11 protein-coding genes are annotated in these 15,895 nt (G+C 71.2%); 6 read left to right on the top strand and 5 right to left on the bottom strand.

Annotated features, from left to right (window positions below):
* Positions 1-45 precede the first annotated feature (45 nt).
* Positions 46-1,332, top strand: coding sequence for an O-acetylhomoserine aminocarboxypropyltransferase/cysteine synthase family protein (locus PSESU_RS02855; protein WP_013534261.1), 1,287 nt, complete (start codon positions 46-48; stop codon positions 1,330-1,332).
* Positions 1,333-1,410: 78 nt separating this feature from the next.
* Here the strand turns inward: PSESU_RS02855 and ybaL are convergent, their stop codons facing one another.
* Together ybaL and PSESU_RS02865 are read right to left on the bottom strand one after the other, a co-directional pair.
* Positions 1,411-3,117: a YbaL family putative K(+) efflux transporter gene (ybaL, locus tag PSESU_RS02860; protein ID WP_013534262.1), complete on the bottom strand. Its 1,707-nt coding sequence runs from the start codon at positions 3,115-3,117 to the stop codon at positions 1,411-1,413.
* 260 nt (positions 3,118-3,377) lie between these two features.
* On the bottom strand, positions 3,378-5,780 hold the full coding sequence (locus tag PSESU_RS02865; RefSeq protein ID WP_013534263.1) for a TonB-dependent receptor plug domain-containing protein: 2,403 nt from the start codon (positions 5,778-5,780) through the stop codon (positions 3,378-3,380).
* Between the two features lie 165 nt (positions 5,781-5,945).
* On the opposite strand from PSESU_RS02865, the gene PSESU_RS02870 reads away from it, so the two are divergent.
* A complete protein-coding gene (locus PSESU_RS02870) occupies positions 5,946-7,832 on the top strand; it encodes an ABC-F family ATP-binding cassette domain-containing protein (protein WP_013534264.1) in 1,887 nt (628 codons plus the stop codon).
* 39 nt (positions 7,833-7,871) lie between these two features.
* On the opposite strand, the gene PSESU_RS02875 is transcribed toward PSESU_RS02870, so the two are convergent.
* The gene (locus PSESU_RS02875; protein WP_013534265.1) at positions 7,872-8,747 is read right to left on the bottom strand and encodes a LysR family transcriptional regulator; all 876 of its coding nucleotides are present in this window, start codon (positions 8,745-8,747) and stop codon (positions 7,872-7,874) included.
* 405 nt (positions 8,748-9,152) lie between these two features.
* Here PSESU_RS02875 and bla point away from each other — a divergent pair, with 405 nt between their 5' ends.
* From bla to PSESU_RS02895, 4 genes are all read left to right on the top strand, one after another.
* On the top strand, positions 9,153-10,073 hold the full coding sequence (gene bla, locus PSESU_RS02880; RefSeq protein WP_013534266.1) for a class A beta-lactamase: 921 nt from the start codon (positions 9,153-9,155) through the stop codon (positions 10,071-10,073).
* Between the two features lie 432 nt (positions 10,074-10,505).
* Positions 10,506-10,787, top strand: coding sequence for an FmdB family zinc ribbon protein (locus tag PSESU_RS02885; protein ID WP_013534267.1), 282 nt, complete (start codon positions 10,506-10,508; stop codon positions 10,785-10,787).
* A gap of 92 nt (positions 10,788-10,879) precedes the next feature.
* The gene (locus PSESU_RS02890; protein WP_049782405.1) at positions 10,880-11,473 is read left to right on the top strand and encodes a hypothetical protein; all 594 of its coding nucleotides are present in this window, start codon (positions 10,880-10,882) and stop codon (positions 11,471-11,473) included.
* A 495-nt stretch (positions 11,474-11,968) separates the two neighbouring features.
* Positions 11,969-12,241, top strand: coding sequence for a hypothetical protein (locus tag PSESU_RS02895; RefSeq protein WP_013534269.1), 273 nt, complete (start codon positions 11,969-11,971; stop codon positions 12,239-12,241).
* A gap of 452 nt (positions 12,242-12,693) precedes the next feature.
* Here the strand turns inward: PSESU_RS02895 and PSESU_RS02900 are convergent, their stop codons facing one another.
* Both PSESU_RS02900 and PSESU_RS02905 read right to left on the bottom strand, forming a co-directional pair.
* Positions 12,694-13,602, bottom strand: coding sequence for a DUF3011 domain-containing protein (locus PSESU_RS02900; protein ID WP_013534270.1), 909 nt, complete (start codon positions 13,600-13,602; stop codon positions 12,694-12,696).
* A gap of 85 nt (positions 13,603-13,687) precedes the next feature.
* Positions 13,688-15,811, bottom strand: coding sequence for a phosphoglycerol transferase I (locus PSESU_RS02905; protein WP_013534271.1), 2,124 nt, complete (start codon positions 15,809-15,811; stop codon positions 13,688-13,690).
* Positions 15,812-15,895: the final 84 nt, after the last annotated feature.

Raw genomic sequence — 15,895 nt, forward strand, 5'->3', positions numbered from 1 at the left:
CGGCTATCTTCGGTGCTTCCGTCCAACGCAACGCGAGCGCCATCGATGAGTGCACCGAACTGGAAGCCCGAGACCCTTGCCGTCCATGCCGGCTACAGCCCGGACCCGACCACCCGCGCGGTGGCCGTGCCGATCTACCAGACGGTGGCCTACGCCTTCGACAACACCCAGCACGGCGCGGACCTGTTCGACCTCAAGGTCCCGGGCAATATCTACACCCGGATCATGAATCCGACCCAGGACGTGCTCGAGCAGCGCCTGGCCGCGCTCGAGGGCGGCATCGCCGCGCTTGCCCTGGCCTCGGGCCAGGCCGCGATCACCTACGCGATCCAGACCATCGCCGAGGCCGGCGACAACATCGTCTCCTCCAGCGCGCTGTACGGCGGCACCTACAACCTGTTCGCCCACACCCTGCCGCAGTTCGGCATCGAGGCGCGGCTGGCCGACTACCGCGACCCGGACGCGTTCGCCAGGCTGATCGACGAACGCACCAAGGCGGTGTTCGTCGAGTCGATCGGCAACCCGCGCGGCAACATCACCGACATCGAAGCGGTGGCCAAGGTCGCCCACGAGCACGGCGTGCCGCTGATCGTCGACAACACCGTGGCCACGCCCTACCTGCTGCGGCCGTTCGACCACGGTGCCGACATCGTGGTGCATTCGCTGACCAAGTACCTGGGCGGCCACGGCAACAGCGTCGGTGGCGCGATCGTCGATTCCGGCCGCTTCCCCTGGGCCGAGCACAAGGCGCGCTTCCGCCGCCTCAACGAGCCGGACGTCAGCTACCACGGCGTGGTCTATACCGAGGCCCTGGGCCCGGCGGCCTACATCGGCCGCGCGCGGGTGGTGCCGCTGCGCAATACCGGCGCGGCGATCTCGCCGTTCAACTCCTTCCTGATCCTGCAGGGCATCGAGACCCTGGCCCTGCGCATGGAGCGGATCAACCAGAACACCCTGGCCGTGGCCCGCTACCTGCAGCAGCACCCGAAGGTGGCCTGGGTGAACTACGCCGGCCTGGACGACCATCCTGAGCATGCGCTGGTGCGCAGGTACCTGCCGAAGGGCGCTTCCGGCCTGCTGACCTTCGGCCTGCCCGGCGGGCGCGAGGCCGGCGCGCGCTTCCTCGATGCGCTGCAGCTGTTCACCCGCCTGGTGAACATCGGCGACGCCAAGTCGCTGGCCACCCATCCGGCATCGACCACCCACCGCCAGCTGTCGCCGGAGGAGCTGGAGAAGGCAGGGGTCAGCGAGGACACCGTGCGCCTGTGCGTGGGCATCGAGCATATCGACGACCTGGTCGCCGACCTCGGGCAGGCGCTGGCCGCGGCCTGATGCGAAACGGCCACCGGGCGGATGCCGCGGTGGCCGTGGATCAGCAGCAGGAACCAGGACTGGATGCGTGCCGCCGGCTCAGACCGGCGGCACCGTCATTTCCGGGCGGCCGGCATAGCGGTAGGCCGGGGTGGACATGACCATCTCGGCCAGCGAGTAGGCCAGTTCGCGCTCGGCCATGACCGCGCCGTCGGCGCCGTGCTGCAGCAGGTGCTTGACCTCGGCGTCGCTGTGCGCGCGTGCCAGCACCGGCAGGGCAGGGTTGAGGGCGCGCAGCTTGGCGATCGCCTCGCCGGCCTCCAGCGGCTGCGGGATGGCGAGGATGGCGATGCTCGCCGACTCCGGATGCGCCTCGGCCAGGACCTTGTCCGAGGCCGCATGGCCGCGGATGCCGGGGATGCCCAGGGCATGGGCACGGTCCACGTGCAGGCTGTTGTCGTCGATGATGACCACCGGCACGCCGCGGTCGCGCAGCACGTTGGCCAGCTCGCTGCCGACCCGGCCGTAGCCGATCACGATGGCGTGGTTGCCGGCCTGCAGCGGCGGGCCCGGCTGCACTTCCGGTTCCGGCTGCACCTGGACCTCCTCGCGATGGCGCGCTTCCCAGCGGTCCAGCAGCATGAAGATCATCGGGTTGAGCATGATCGAGATCAGCGCGCCGGCCAGCACCAGCGCCTGGCCGGTGGGCGGCAGGATCTGCAGGGCGACGCCGAGACCGGCGATGATGAAGGCGAACTCGCCGATCTGCGCCAGCGAGGCGGAGATGGTCAGCGCGGTGGCCTTGGGATGGCCGAAGGCGCGGACGATGAAGAACGCCGCCGCCGACTTGCCGAACATGATGATCGCGGCGGTGGCCAGCACCTGCCACGGGTGCTCGAGCAGGATCGCCGGGTTGAACAGCATGCCCACCGAGACGAAGAACAGCACCGCGAACGCGTCGCGCAGCGGCAGCGAGTCGTTGGCCGCCTTGTGGCTGAGCTCGGACTCGTTGAGCATCATGCCGGCGAAGAACGCACCCAGGGCGAAGGACACGCCGAACAGGGCCGCGGCGCCGAACGCCACGCCCAGGGCGATGGCCAGCACCGACAGGGTGAACAGCTCGCGCGAACCGGTACCGGCGATGCGCTCCAGCACCCACGGGATCACCCGGCGCCCGACCAGCAGCATCACCGCCACGAACAGGCCCAGCTGGACGAAGGTCCAGCCGATCGAGGCCATCACGCTGCCGAAGCTGTGGCTCTCGCCGCCGGCCTGCGGGCCGAACAGGCCGGCGATCACCGGCATCATGACCAGGGCCAGGACGCAGGCCATGTCCTCGACGATCAGCCACCCCACCGCGATCTTGCCGCGCACGGTCTCCAGCAGGCGCCGTTCCTCCATGGCCCGCAGCAGGACCACGGTGGAGGCGGTGGCCAGGGAGAAGCCGAACACGATGCCATGCAGGTGCGACCAGCCCATCAGCCAGGCCACGCCCCAGCCGAGCAGGGTCGCCACCGCGATCTGCGCCACCGCGCCGGGAATGGCGATCCACTTCACCTCCAGCAGGTCCTGCATGGAGAAGTGCAGGCCGACGCCGAACATCAGCAGCATCACGCCGATCTCGGCCAGCTGGTTGGCGATCTCCTGGTCGGCGACGAAGCCCGGCGTGAACGGGCCGACGCAGATACCGGCGATCAGGTAGCCGACAAGCGGGGAGAGGCGCAGGCGGTTGGCCAAGGCGCCGAGGACGAAAGCCAAGGCCAGGCCAACCGCGACGATGTCGATCAGGCTGGTGTCGTGATGCATCAGGGGAGGTCGTGTGCGGGAATCCGCCCGGCCCCCGAGTTTCGCTGATGCCGGTGTCCCGCGTAAATAAAACGTTGGCACGAATCGTGCCGCGTGCTCGTCCGGTCCTGGCCGCCGAAGTGGACCAGGCTTCGTGGGACAGGGAAAGCCGGGCTGGAATCACCCGGGTGCCGCGGCGGCGCGGCCCCCGCGGCCAGTCGGGCCCAAAAGGAAAGGCCCCGGCAATGCCGGGGCCTCCATGGGGAGCGGACCGCGCCCGCTTACCAGGCGTAGCCCACCCGGCCGTACACGTAGCGGCCGTTGAAGCCGAACGGCGAGTACAGGCTGTACGGGATCATGCCGGAGGTGGAGTTCACGAAGATCGTCTCCTCTGGGTACTCGTCCAGCACGTTGTCCGCGCCCAGGGTGAGGGTCCAGCCGGTGGCCGGGCGGAAGCTCACCGCGGTGTCCAGGGTCCACCTGGCGCTGTAGGTCTGGTCCTGCGCCGCGATGCTGGCGTGCCGGCTGGTGAACTCGCCGTAGCGGGTGGCGTTGGCGCTGAAGTCCCACTGCGCCAGCTTCCACAGCGCGCCCAGGGCGAACTTGTCGCGCGGGGTGCCTTCCTCGATGCGGCCGCGCTCGTCGCGGCCGATGCGCTCCAGGTTGGCGCCCAGGCTGGCCAGGGCCGGCGGGTTGGGCGCGATCCGGGTGACCTCGGTCTTGTTGTGGTTGTAGCTGGCGGTCAGGTCCAGGCTGGAGGCGGCCAGCGGCACCGACCAGGTGCCGACCACGTCCACGCCGCGGGTGCGGGTGTCGATGGCGTTGTTGAAGTAGCGCGCCGCGGTCACCCCGTTGATGCCCAGGCTGGCCAGCAGGTCCTGCGCGGCCTGGTTGCCGACCAGGTTGAGGTTGGAGGACAGGACGATGCGGTCGTCGATGTCGATCTGGTAGGCGTCGACGGTGACGTACACGCGCTCGGCAGGCTGCAACACCAGGCCGACGCTGTAGGACAGCGAGGTCTCGGCCGTCAGCGGCTCGGCGCCCAGGGCCTGGGCCACTGCTCCGCTGGCCGGGAAGGTGCCGGTCTCGGTGACGACGCTGTTGTTGATGTTGGTGGTGACCGCCTGGTAGTTCTGCTGGGCCAGGGCCGGGGCGCGGAAGCCGCTGGCCACGGTGGCGCGCAGGGCGACCGCGTCGCTGAAGGCGTATCGCGCCGACAGCTTGCCCGAGGTCTCGCTGCCGAAGTCCGAATAGTCCTCGTAGCGGCCGGCGATGCCCGCGGAGAAACGGTCGGTCAGGTCCGCCTCCAGGCCGGCATACACCGCATGGCTGTCGCGCTGGTAGCTGCCGGCGTTGCGCGGGGTGAAGCCGCCGAAGCCCTGTGCGCCGCTGCCGAAGTACGAGTCCGGCTCGCCGGCGCTCTGGCGCCACTCCTCCTCGCGGTACTCGGCGCCCAGCGACAGGGTCGCCGGGTAGGCCAGGCCCAGGTCCAGCGCCTTGGAGAAATCGGCGTTGAACACGTCCTGCGAGTACTCGAGGCGGCCGGCATGGAAGCTGCGCGGGCTGTCCACGCCCAGGGCGTAGTTGATGGTGTTGCGGGTGTGGAAGTCGAGGTCGTTGTTGCCGTAGCTGTAGCTCAGGTCCCAGGTCCAGCCATTGTCGCTGCTGCCCTTGTAACCCAGCACCGCGCTCCGGTCTTTCGCGTCCTGGTTGATCTCCGGCACATATCCTTCCGGGTAGACCTGGGCCAGCAGGTTGCCCTGGCCGCTGTGGTTGCGCGAGCGGTAGAAGGCGAACGAGGTGATGTCGCGGTCGCTGGCGATGGCGGTCAGGTAGACCTGCGAGCGCTCGCCGACGTTGAACGCGGCATTGGCCGAGACCGCGAACTGGTCGACCTCGGCTTCGCCGAAGCGGAACCCGCGCTCGCCCACGCCGGGGAAGTTGCCGGTGTGCGGCGCGGTGCCCTGGTAGGGGCCGGAGCGGTTGGTCGGGTCCTGGTGCCCGACCTGGGCGGCCAGGTGTACGGTGCCGCCGTCGCGGCGCAGGCCCAGGCCGGCATCGCCGGACAGCTGCCACTGGGTGCCGTCGCCCTCGGAGTACTCGCCGCCGGCGGCGACCAGGCTGCCGCCTTCGCCGGCGCCCTTGAGCACGATGTTGACTACGCCGGCGATCGCGTCCGAGCCGTACTGGGCCGAGGCCCCGTCACGCAGCACCTCCACCCGCTCGATCGCCGCCACCGGGATGGCGTTGAGGTCCACCGCCGAGGAGCCACGGCCGATGGTGCCGTTGACGTTGACCAGGGCCGAGACGTGGCGGCGCTTGCCGTTGACCAGCACCAGCACCTGGTCCGGCGACAGGCCGCGCAGCTGCGCCGGGCGCACGCCGCTGGTGCCGTCGGCCATGGCCGGGCGCGGGAAGTTCAGCGAGGGCAGGGCACGGGCCAGGGCGGTGGCCAGCTCGGTGGTGCCGGTGGCCGACAGCGCCTCGGGGGTGATGATGTCGATCGGCGACTGCGACTCGGCCACGGTGCGGTCGGCGATGCGGGTGCCGGTGACGATCAGGGTGTCCAGCACGGTGGGGCTGCGGCTGGCGGCTTCGCCGGCCTCCTGGGCTTGGGCCGCGGGAGCGGCGGCAAGCAGGGCGGTGGTCACGGCGGCGGCGAGAAGGTGGGGCTTCAGGGCCATGGGGGGCTTACTCCTTGCTGCTTGGTACGGAAGACCTGGTGGGCTGCTGGGGGTCCGTCGCTCATGCTGGACCGGTGTGTTGTCAAGTATTCGTTAACGTAGAATGGGCTGTCGCAGGATGCCTCCGCATCTGCTGATTCCCTTTGGTTCTAAGCCCCCTTCCTTATGATTTCCCTGCGCAACTTCGCCCTGCGCCGCGGCGAACGCCTGCTGCTGTCCAATGTCGACCTGGCCCTGCACGCCGGATACCGGGTGGGCGTGGTCGGCCGCAACGGCACCGGCAAGTCCAGCCTGTTCGCCGCCATCAAGGGTGAGCTGGAGGCCGACAAGGGCGACGTCGACCTGCCCGGCAAGGTGCGGATCGCCTCGGTCGCGCAGGAAACGCCTTCGCTGCCGGATCCGGCGCTGGAGTTCGTGCTCGGCGGCGACGCGGTGATCGCCGCGGTGCTGCGCGAGGAGGCCGAGGCCAATGCGCGCGAGGACTGGGAGGCGGTGGCCAACGCCCACCAGAAGCTGGCCGAGCTCAACGGCTACGACGCCGAGGCCCGCGCCGGCAAGCTGCTGCACGGCCTGGGCTTCCCGGCCGACACCCACCAGCGCCCGGTGTCCTCGTTCTCCGGCGGCTGGCGCGTGCGCCTGAACCTGGCCCGCGCGCTGATGATGCCCTCGGACCTGCTGCTGCTGGACGAGCCGACCAACCACCTGGACCTGGACGCGGTCTACTGGCTGGAACAGTGGTTGCTGAAGTATCCGGGCACCCTGCTGCTGATCTCGCACGACCGCGAGTTCCTGGACAACGTCGCCACCCACACCCTGCACCTGCATGGCGGCAACGCCAGGCTGTACGTGGGCGGCTACACCGACTTCGAGCGCCAGCGCGCCGAGCAGCTGCGCCAGCAGCAGATCGCGCACGAGAAGGAGCAGGCCGAGCGCGCCCACCTGCAGAGCTTCATCGACCGCTTCAAGGCCAAGGCCTCCAAGGCGCGCCAGGCGCAGAGCCGGATGAAGCGCCTGGCCAAGCTGGCCGGTACCGAGGCGGTGCGCTCGGAGCGCGAGTTCACCATCCAGTTCGCCCCGCCGAACCGGCTGCCGCATTCGCTGATCCGGATCCAGGACGCGCAGTGCGGCTATGCCGCCGAACCGGGCAGCGGCAAGCCGCCGGCGGTGATCCTGCACGACGTCGGCTTCGGCCTGGAGGCGGGCGACCGCATCGGCCTGCTCGGCCCCAACGGCGCCGGCAAGACCACCCTGGTGCGCACCCTGGTCGGCGAGCTGCCGCCGCTGGTGGGCGAGCGCAATGCGCACCCGGACCTGCGCATCGGCTACTTCGCCCAGCACACGGTCGAATCGCTGCACGAGGGCCAGTCGCCGATCGACCACTTCCGCGATATCTCGCCGGACAGCCCGACCCAGGCCTTCCGCGATTTCCTCGGCAAGTGGAACTTCCCCGGCGACCGCGCCTTCGAGCCGGTGGACGGCTTCTCCGGCGGCGAGCGCGCGCGCCTGGCCCTGGCCCTGATCGCCTGGCAGCAGCCCAACGTGCTGCTGCTGGACGAGCCGACCAACCACCTGGACCTGGAGATGCGCGAGGCCCTGGCCGAGGCGCTGGCGGACTTCGACGGCGCGATCGTGATGGTCAGCCACGACCGCCACCTGATCGGCCTGGTCTGCGACACCTTCTGGCGCGTGGCCGACGGCGTGGTCGAGCCGTTCGCCGGCGACCTCGACGACTACGCCGCCTGGCTGCGCACCCGCCCGGTGGCGCAGGGCACCCGCGCGCGCCTGGAGCAGGCCGCCGCCGAGGCCCCGGCACCCACGCCGGCGCCCGCCGCGCCGGCACCGGCGAAGAAGCCGGCCAACCCGGTCAAGCTGGCCGCTGCCGAGAAGAAGGTCGCCGAGCTGGAAGCGCAGCTGGCCGGGCTCGATGCCCAGCTGGCCGACCCGGCGGTCATGGCCGACGCCGCCCGCCTGGCCGACCTGGCCCGCGACCGCGAAGCCCTGGCCGCGCGCCTGGAACAGGCCGAGCAGGCCTGGCTGGAAATGCTGGATTGAGGGGCGGGATGCGCCGGTGCGCGCCTCCTGTTTCCCGCGCTACACCCCGGTCCGTCCCTGCTCCGCCAGCCACAGCCGGAATCGCCGTGCCGGTTCGCGCTCGGTGCGCGAGCGCAGGCGGGTGAGCCAGTAGCGTCCCAGCTCCACGGTCGTGGCGAACGGCTGCAGCAGCCGGTCATCGGCGAGCTCGCGCTCGAACATGCGCAGCGGCAGCAGGGCCACGCCGGCACCGGCCGATGCGGCGGCCGCCAGCGCCAGCGAGGAATCGAACACCGGCCCGCGTGCTTCCACGCCACTGGCCCCGGCCGCGGCCAGCCAGCGCGGCCACTCGTCGGCGCGGTAGGAGCGCAGCAGGGGGACCGTGGCCAGGTTGGCCGGTTCGCGCAGGCGCGCGGCCACTTCCGGCGCGCACAGCGGTGCGAACCGGGTATCCAGCACCGCGGTGGATTCGTGGCCCTGCCAGTCGCCGTCGCCGAAGCGGATCGCCAGGTCCAGGCCCTCGCTGGCCAGGTCGATGCGGTTGTTGTGGGTCTGCACCCGCACTTCGATATCCGGGTGCGCCTGCTCGAACGCCGGCAGTCGTGGCAGCAGCCAGCCGGCGGCGAAGGTCGCCACCGCGGCCACGGTCAGCACCTGGCGGTCCTCGGCGCCGAGGAAGCGCTGCATGCCTTCGGCGATGCGGTCGAACGCGTCCTGCAGCACCGGATAGAGCGCCGCGCCCTCCTCGGTCAACGCCACGCCGCGCGGCAGGCGGTGGAACAGGGCAACGCCCAGGCGCTGCTCCAGCGTGCGGATCTGGTGGCTCAGCGCAGCCTGGCTCACGCACAGCTCCAGCGCGGCGCGGGTGAGGTTCTGGTGGCGGGCGGCGGCCTCGAACGCGCGCAGCGCGTTGAGCGGAAGCGGTGGACGGGGCATCGCGTGCGGGCAGGCGGCGGAGTGCCGAGGCTACCGCAGGGCGGGTAGGGCGATGTTCGTGGGCCCGGGCCGCCGCTTTCGCGGCGCATTTCCCGGATGCGCTGCGCTTATCCGGGCTACAGGCGCAACGCGTAGCCCGGATAAGGCCGAAGGCCGCATCCGGGGTCCCGCCATGCCCCCCAAGGCCCTGTCCTGCAACCCAGCGGAAACCGTGCGGCGCGTGGCGACTTGCCAGACGTCCGTCCATGGCAAGTCGCATTGCGTCGGCGCGGTGCGGTTCGCTTGCCCGGCTACAGGGCTACGGATGCCACAAACACAGCTAATGGCTGCTCCCGAAATCCTGCGATGGTGGCGCGTCGGAAGCGCTGCGGATAATCGGCTGCCATACCCGAGGAGGATCGATCCATGCCTGACCGCCGCCGTTTCCTGCAGTCCGCCGGCCTGGCCGCCGCGTCCATGCTCGTGGTGCCGGCCATCACGCGCGCTGCAGTTCCTGCGGCCGGCGGCGACGCTGTGCGCGCGCGCATCGCCGCGGCGGCGGACTTCGCCACCCTGGAGGCGGCCGCGCAGGGGCGGCTGGGCGTGGCCGTGCTCGATGCGGGCAGCGGCCGCCATCTCGGCGGCCATCGTCCGGAAGAGCGCTTCCCGATGTGCAGCACCTTCAAGGCGATGCTGTCGGCGGCGGTGCTGGCCCAGGCCGACCGCGGCGCGCTGTCGCTGGACGAGCGGCTGCCGGTGGGCGAGGCCGACATCGTTTCGCATTCGCCGGTCACGCGCCGCCACGTCGGCAAGGACGTGACCGTGCGCGACCTGTGCCGCGCGACCATGACCACCAGCGACAACGGCGCCGCGAACCTGCTGCTGGGCCGGATCGGTGGAACCGCCGGGCTCACTGCGTTCCTGCGCGGGATCGGCGACAGGGTCACCCGCAGTGACCGCATGGAGCCGGAGATGAACGCGTTCGCGCCCGGCGACCCGCGCGACACCACCAGCCCGCGGGCGATGGCCGGAAGCCTGGCCCGCTGCGTGCTGGGCGACGTGTTGTCCCCGGCCTCGCGCATGCAGCTCGCCGACTGGCTGGTCGACAACGGCACCGGCGACGACTGCCTGCGCGCCGGCATCGGCCCGGGCTGGCGGGTTGGCGACAAGACCGGCGGCGATGGCGCCGGCACCCGCAACGACATCGCCGTCGCCTGGCCGCTGGGCCAGGGCTCGCCCTGGGTGGTGACCGCCTACCTGCAGGGCGCGAAGGTCGATAGCCCGTCCCGCGACGCGGTGCTGGCGCGGGCCGGCGCGCTGGCGGCGCAGCTGGTGGCCGGTCGCTGAAGTACCGCGCACGGACGCGCCTGCCTGCGGCAACGACGGTTTGCGCCCGTCGTTGCGACCGTCGAGCCCGCGGATGGGGTCGCCGTACCGTCGCGCCGGCATCCGGAGAGCTCGCGAGGGCTCCAGCACTCCATTGATGGGGTTCCGGGACGGGTCGGTGGGGGACCGGCCCCCAACAATGGCTTGCGACCCATCCACGGCATGTGCGGCTGCATGGTCGGTTGCCCTGTCCAGACGCGGTGGGGACGCCAGCCGGGCAGGCGCGGGAGAGGCATCGCACGCGTGGCGGCCACGGCTTGCCACCTCGACCGCTGCACGCCGGAACCTGCCTGGCCAGCCTCCGGACCCGGCATCGCGAGCCGCACGCCGGGCTTGAATCCTGGATACGTGCCACCATATCGCCTGCGGTTTTTCCCACTTCTCGTGTGCGCCATGCCCATCTACGCCTTCCAGTGCGACGCCTGCGGCCATGCCTTCGACCGCCTGCAGAAGCTGTCCGATGCCGATCCGGATACCTGCCCCTCGTGCAATGCTCCCGGCAGGATCCGTCGCCAGGTGACCGCGCCCTCGTTCCGGCTGGCCGGTGGCGGCTGGTACGAGACCGACTTCAAGAAGGACGGCGACAAGAAGCGCAACCTCGCCGATGGCGGTGGTTCCAAGTCGTCCGATTCCTCGTCCGCCAGCTCCAGCCCGGCCACGGCGGCCACCAGCTGATGGCCCGCCGCGCGGTGTTCCCGGCCCTGTTGCCACTGTTCCTGCTGGCGGCCTGCGGGCCCGGCACGCCGTCCTCCGACCCGGCCGCGGGCATGCACGAGGTGCCGCGCAGCGATGCCGCTGCACCGGCTCCGGCCGAAGCCGCCCCGGCCGACGCCTTCCTCGCCGCGCTGGCCAGCCACTGCGGCCAGGCCTTCGCCGGCAGGGTCGTGGTCGACCAGCCCGCGGCGCCGGCCGGGCAGCCGGACGCGTTCGCCGGCAAGGCGCTGGTGATGCACGTGCGCGGCTGCGAACAGCCCGATCGCGAGTTGCGGGTGCCGTTCCATGTCGGCGACGACCATTCGCGTACCTGGGTGCTGACCCGCACCGCCGAAGGGCTGCGCCTGAAGCACGACCACCGCCACGAGGACGGCAGCCCGGACGCGGTGACCATGTACGGCGGCGACACCCGCGAGGCCGGCACCGCTATCCGCCAGGAGTTCCCGGTCGACGCTGGGTCCGTGGCCATGTTCGAGGGCGCCGGCCTGCAGGCCTCGGTGCGCAACACCTGGGCGATGGAGATCGAGCCTGGCCAGCGTTTCCGCTACGAACTCTCGCGTCCCGACGGTCGCCTGTTCCAGGTCGACTTCGACCTCACCACGCCGGTGGAGCTGCCGCCGGCCCCGTGGGGCGCAGAGGTGCCCTGACGCAGCCCGCGGGGGCGCAAGCCCTATGCGCGCTGGGCCGTGCCTGTTTCCCCTCCTCGTGGGACGAGGGCGAGCGTTTGCGGACCACTGGTCCGCGCTCGTCCTATGCGCGGCGCCATCCGCGATACCCGGTTCTGCTCCCTCTCCGCACGGGAGAGGGGAGAGGGGAGGGGGAGAGGGTCGGGACCCGGCCAAGGGTTGCAGGCGCTTGCCGCAGCCGGGTCGCATCTGGTCCTTCCCCTCGGAATCTTGACCCCGGAATCGCCTGGCCCGGACAGGGCCGCAGGCCGCATCCGGGACATCCACCATCCAGGTGCCAGGCCCGTATCCGGAACACCCCGCAGGCGCAATCAGCGTCACCGTGCTTCCCGACCCCGGCTGTGCTTCGCCTGGCCGGCTACGGATCCGCTTCTCCCCACCATGCGCCCTTGGTCTGGCTCGCGCCGGCCGCGCCCGCCGGGCATGATCGGGGACAGACAACGGGGAGAGGGAAGCATGCAGATCACGCCGACGCCGGTGACCGCAGCCGTGGCCGGGATTGTCTCGGCCCTGGTGATGACCGCCGTATGGCCACGCCTGGGCGACGACAGCCTGTACTGGGTGCTGGCCTTCGTGCTGGTGATCGCGCTGCCGCTGCACGTATTCGTGGTCGGCTTCGGCAATGCCCGGCCTGCAGGCAATGCCGACCCGGCCCTGATCCGTCGCGTCGCGATCTGGCTGGTGGCCGCGGTGGCCACGCTGGGGATCGGGCAGCTTTTTCCGGGTTGAAAGCCGGGATTGGTTGATTGGTGATTGGTGATTGGTGATTCGGGATTCGGGATTCGGGATTACCGGACATTCGTCCGTTGAAAGCCGGGATTACCGGACATCCGTTCGTTGAAAGCCGGGATTGGCGGACATTCGTCCGCTGAAAGCCTTTCCTGCACACCGCGAGGCGCAACACGGCCCGCGTAGCCCGGACAAGGCGGCAGGCCGCATCCGGGGATCACGTCGAGGTAGGCGTCGCGCCTGGCTTGTGGATCATCCCGGATGCGCTTCGCTTATCCGGGCTACGGGATCGATGCACTGGACCAGTGATCGCATGCGCCCGCCTTCGCCCCATGGGGAGAGGGGCGAAGGCGCACGCCGCTCGGGACGACGGACTGACGGCACGGCAGTCGCCATCCCGAACCAGCCCCTTACGAATCACCAATCACCAATCCCCAATCACGGGCGCGCGCTTAGCGCGCGCCGAACCGCGCCCTGCATCCGCCATCGACCCAGATGCTGTTGCCGTTCCAGCCCCAGTTGCGGTTCTCGTCGCAGCGGGTGCTGGAGATCTGCTGGATCACGACCGGGCGGCCCTGGCGGCGGTCCCAGTCGCAGGTGCGGCGGCGCTTGTCGTCGCTGGCGCAGGTGATGCTGTAGTTGCTGTTCTGGCCCCACTGGCCCGGGCGGCCGGGTGCCGGGCCGCTGGCCTGGGCGAACTCGCCGCGGCAGCCGTCGTCCACCCACAGGGTGTTGCCACGCTGGCCCCAGGTGCGGCCCTCGATGCAGGCGGCCTTGGACAGCTGCTTCACCAGCACGGCGCGGCCGCTGAAGGCGCAGGCCTTCTCGCGGTTGTCGTTGCTCTCGCAGCGCACGACCTGGCCGGTGTTGCCGGTGACCGGGCCACGACCCTCGGCGAAGCGGCCGCGGCAGCCGTCGTCGACCCACATGGTGCCGTTGCCGCCGCCGAAGTTGCGGCCCTCGACGCAGCGGGTGCCGGAGATGTTCTCGACCAGCACCGGGCGGCCGCGGAACGGGGTGCGGCACTCGCGCCGGCGGCGGTCGTTGCTGGAGCAGACCAGCGTCGCGCCGCTCCAGCTGGAGCCGTTCCAGCGGCGGTTGCCCTGGCCCCGCAGCGAGCCGGAGATGTCCTTGCGCACCTGGTCCATGCCCCAGCCGCGCTGGACCTGGGCCAGGTAGTAGTCGAGCTGGTCGTCGGGGATGACCCGGCCACGCGATTGCGCGGCGTATTCGCGGTCGATCCGGTCGACCTGCTGGGCGGTGGGCAGGCGGCGCAGGTCGTCGCCGGGGGCGGCAACCGCGGGCGCGGTGGCGGCCAGCGCCAGGCACAGCACGAGGACGGCGGTAAGGATCCGGGTCATTGCCAACTCTCCATGTAGCCGCCGATGGGGAAGGCGGACGGGCGGAATATATCCGTTCGCCTGCTTAACCATTCCCGACCTGCGCTCAGCCGCGGGGTGCGGCGGCCACGTTGCGCGCGCGCACCACCGCCACGCGATCGACCTCCAGCTCCTCGGTGTAGTCCAGCCAGGCGCGGATCACCAGCTGGTCCACCGACGAATCCAGCCACACCGGCAGCCTGATCTGCTGGCCCGGGCTGTCCGGATCGACCTGGACCCATTCCCTGGCGCGGACCACGGTGCCGTCGTCGGATACCGCCTCCAGCCAGAACGAATGCGAGGGCAGGTTCCGCGCCTGCATGCGCAGCTGGTACTGGCCCGGCTGCATCTTGCGGTTCTCGCGCGCCACGGTGAACGCACGGCGCGGACGCGGGCGGGCATCGGCGGCCTCCTGCAGCGGCGCATCGACCTGGATGCCGCGCAGCAGGTCTTCCTCCGCGTACAGGGTGCGGGCGTTGTTGCGGTCCACCACCAGCGCGCACCACTCGCCCCCGGAAGGCTCGTCGAGGAAGGCGGTGCAGCGGTCGACGTAGGCGAGGATGTTGTCGGGATCGCGCTGGGCGAACTGGCGCGGCGCATCCTCCAGCACGATCGAGGCGATGTCCCAGCCCTGGTCGTACTCCAGCATCACTGGCGGGCGGATGCGCTGCACCCCGGCGACCACGCGGTCGTCCTCGATGCGCAGGGTGCGGGTCTCGCGCCCGGTCCACAGCTGGCGGGCGAAGCCCAGGTAGAGCGGGTAGCGGTCCGGCGCCTCGCGCGCGGCGAGGCTGGCGGCCGGGCGCGCGTCCCCGGCCAGCAGCGAGCGGCCGAAGCCGAGCTCGTGCAGCTCCGGGTCCAGCAGCTGCAGGAGGGTGGCGCCGGTGTCCAGGGTGCTGCCGCGGGTGGCGACCTGGCGCGGCTCCTGGCCGCTGCCCAGGAACAGCAGCAGGTTCTCGCGGGTCATGCCGGCCAGCACGTCGCCGAGGTCGTTGGGCATGGCCAGATGGTCGGAGGCGATCACCACCAGGGTGTCCTCGCCATGGGGGCTCTGGCGGATGCGCTCGACCAGCTGGCCGATCAGGCGGTCGCTGCAGGCAATCGCGCGCAGCAGGCCGACGTCGCCATGCGGGCTGTCGTAACGCACGTCGCGGCAGGCCTGCGGCAGGTGGCCGGCCGGATGGTGGGTGTCCATGGTCAGCGCGGTGAGCATGAACGGCGTGCCGGCCCGCGACAGGCGCAGGAAGTCCTCGTACACGCTGTCCAGCAGCACGTCGTCGTGCACGCCCCAGGCGGAGAAGTGCTTCTTCGCGGTGCCGCGCTCGCGGAACCAGGCCTGGTCCTTGACCGTCCCGAAGCCATGGCTGGCCAGGAACCGGTCCTTGGCGGCGAAGGCCGAATCGGCGCCGCCGCTGAAGTGCAGGCCGTAACCCTGCTGGGCCAGGTAGTCGGTGAGGCAGTGCGCGCCGGGCAGGAACTGCTCCATCCGGCCCATGCTGTTCTCGTCGCCGCGGGCGGCGGTCAGGGGCACCCCGCACAGCGAGGCGACCAGGCCGGCGATGGTCCAGCCGGTGCCGGGCGGCGACGCGACCTGGCGGAAGTCCAGGGCCTCGCCCGCCAGGCGGGTGAGGTTGGGCATCAGCCCGGGGAACACCGATTCGTCGAAGTAGGTGCGCTCCAGGCTCTCGGCATAGATCCAGACGATGTTGCGGCGCTCGCGCAGCGGCCGGTCCGGGACCACGTACTCGGCGGCGACCCGGCTCGCGTCGACCGGGCGGGTGTGCTGGTACAGGCGCCAGCCGTCATGGGCCAGCGGGCTGGCCACCACCGCCACCACGATCGCGGCGAGGAAGCCGGGGAACACCGCCGGCCGCGGGCGCAGCGGTGGCGGTTGGCGGCGCAGGCGCCGGGCCAGGAACAGCGGAACCAGCAGCGAAAGCGCCAGCAGCACGAGCGTGGCCGCCAGCAGGCCGCTGAAGTCGGCCACGCCGGCGCCCTCGATGCCGCTGTAAAGGTGGTAGAGCGTGGCCGCGTCCAGGCCGTCGCCGCTGAGGCGGTCGACCATCCACCACAGGCTCAGCAGAGCCAGGACGCAACCCAGCAGGGCGGCCTTGGTGCGCGCCCGGTGCGGGGAGGCCAGCAGCAGCGCGAGGGCGGCCGCCAGCGCCAGGACCAGGACGGCCCCCGTCATCCGCCCTGGCCCTTCGGGGCGGGCGTGGCCGTAACCGGCGTGTCATGCGGGGATGGCAGGCTCATGCGGGCACCTCTGGCTCGT

It is taken from the genome of Pseudoxanthomonas suwonensis 11-1, from assembly GCF_000185965.1.
In the GTDB taxonomy this organism is placed as follows: Bacteria; Pseudomonadota; Gammaproteobacteria; order Xanthomonadales; family Xanthomonadaceae; genus Pseudoxanthomonas; species Pseudoxanthomonas suwonensis_A.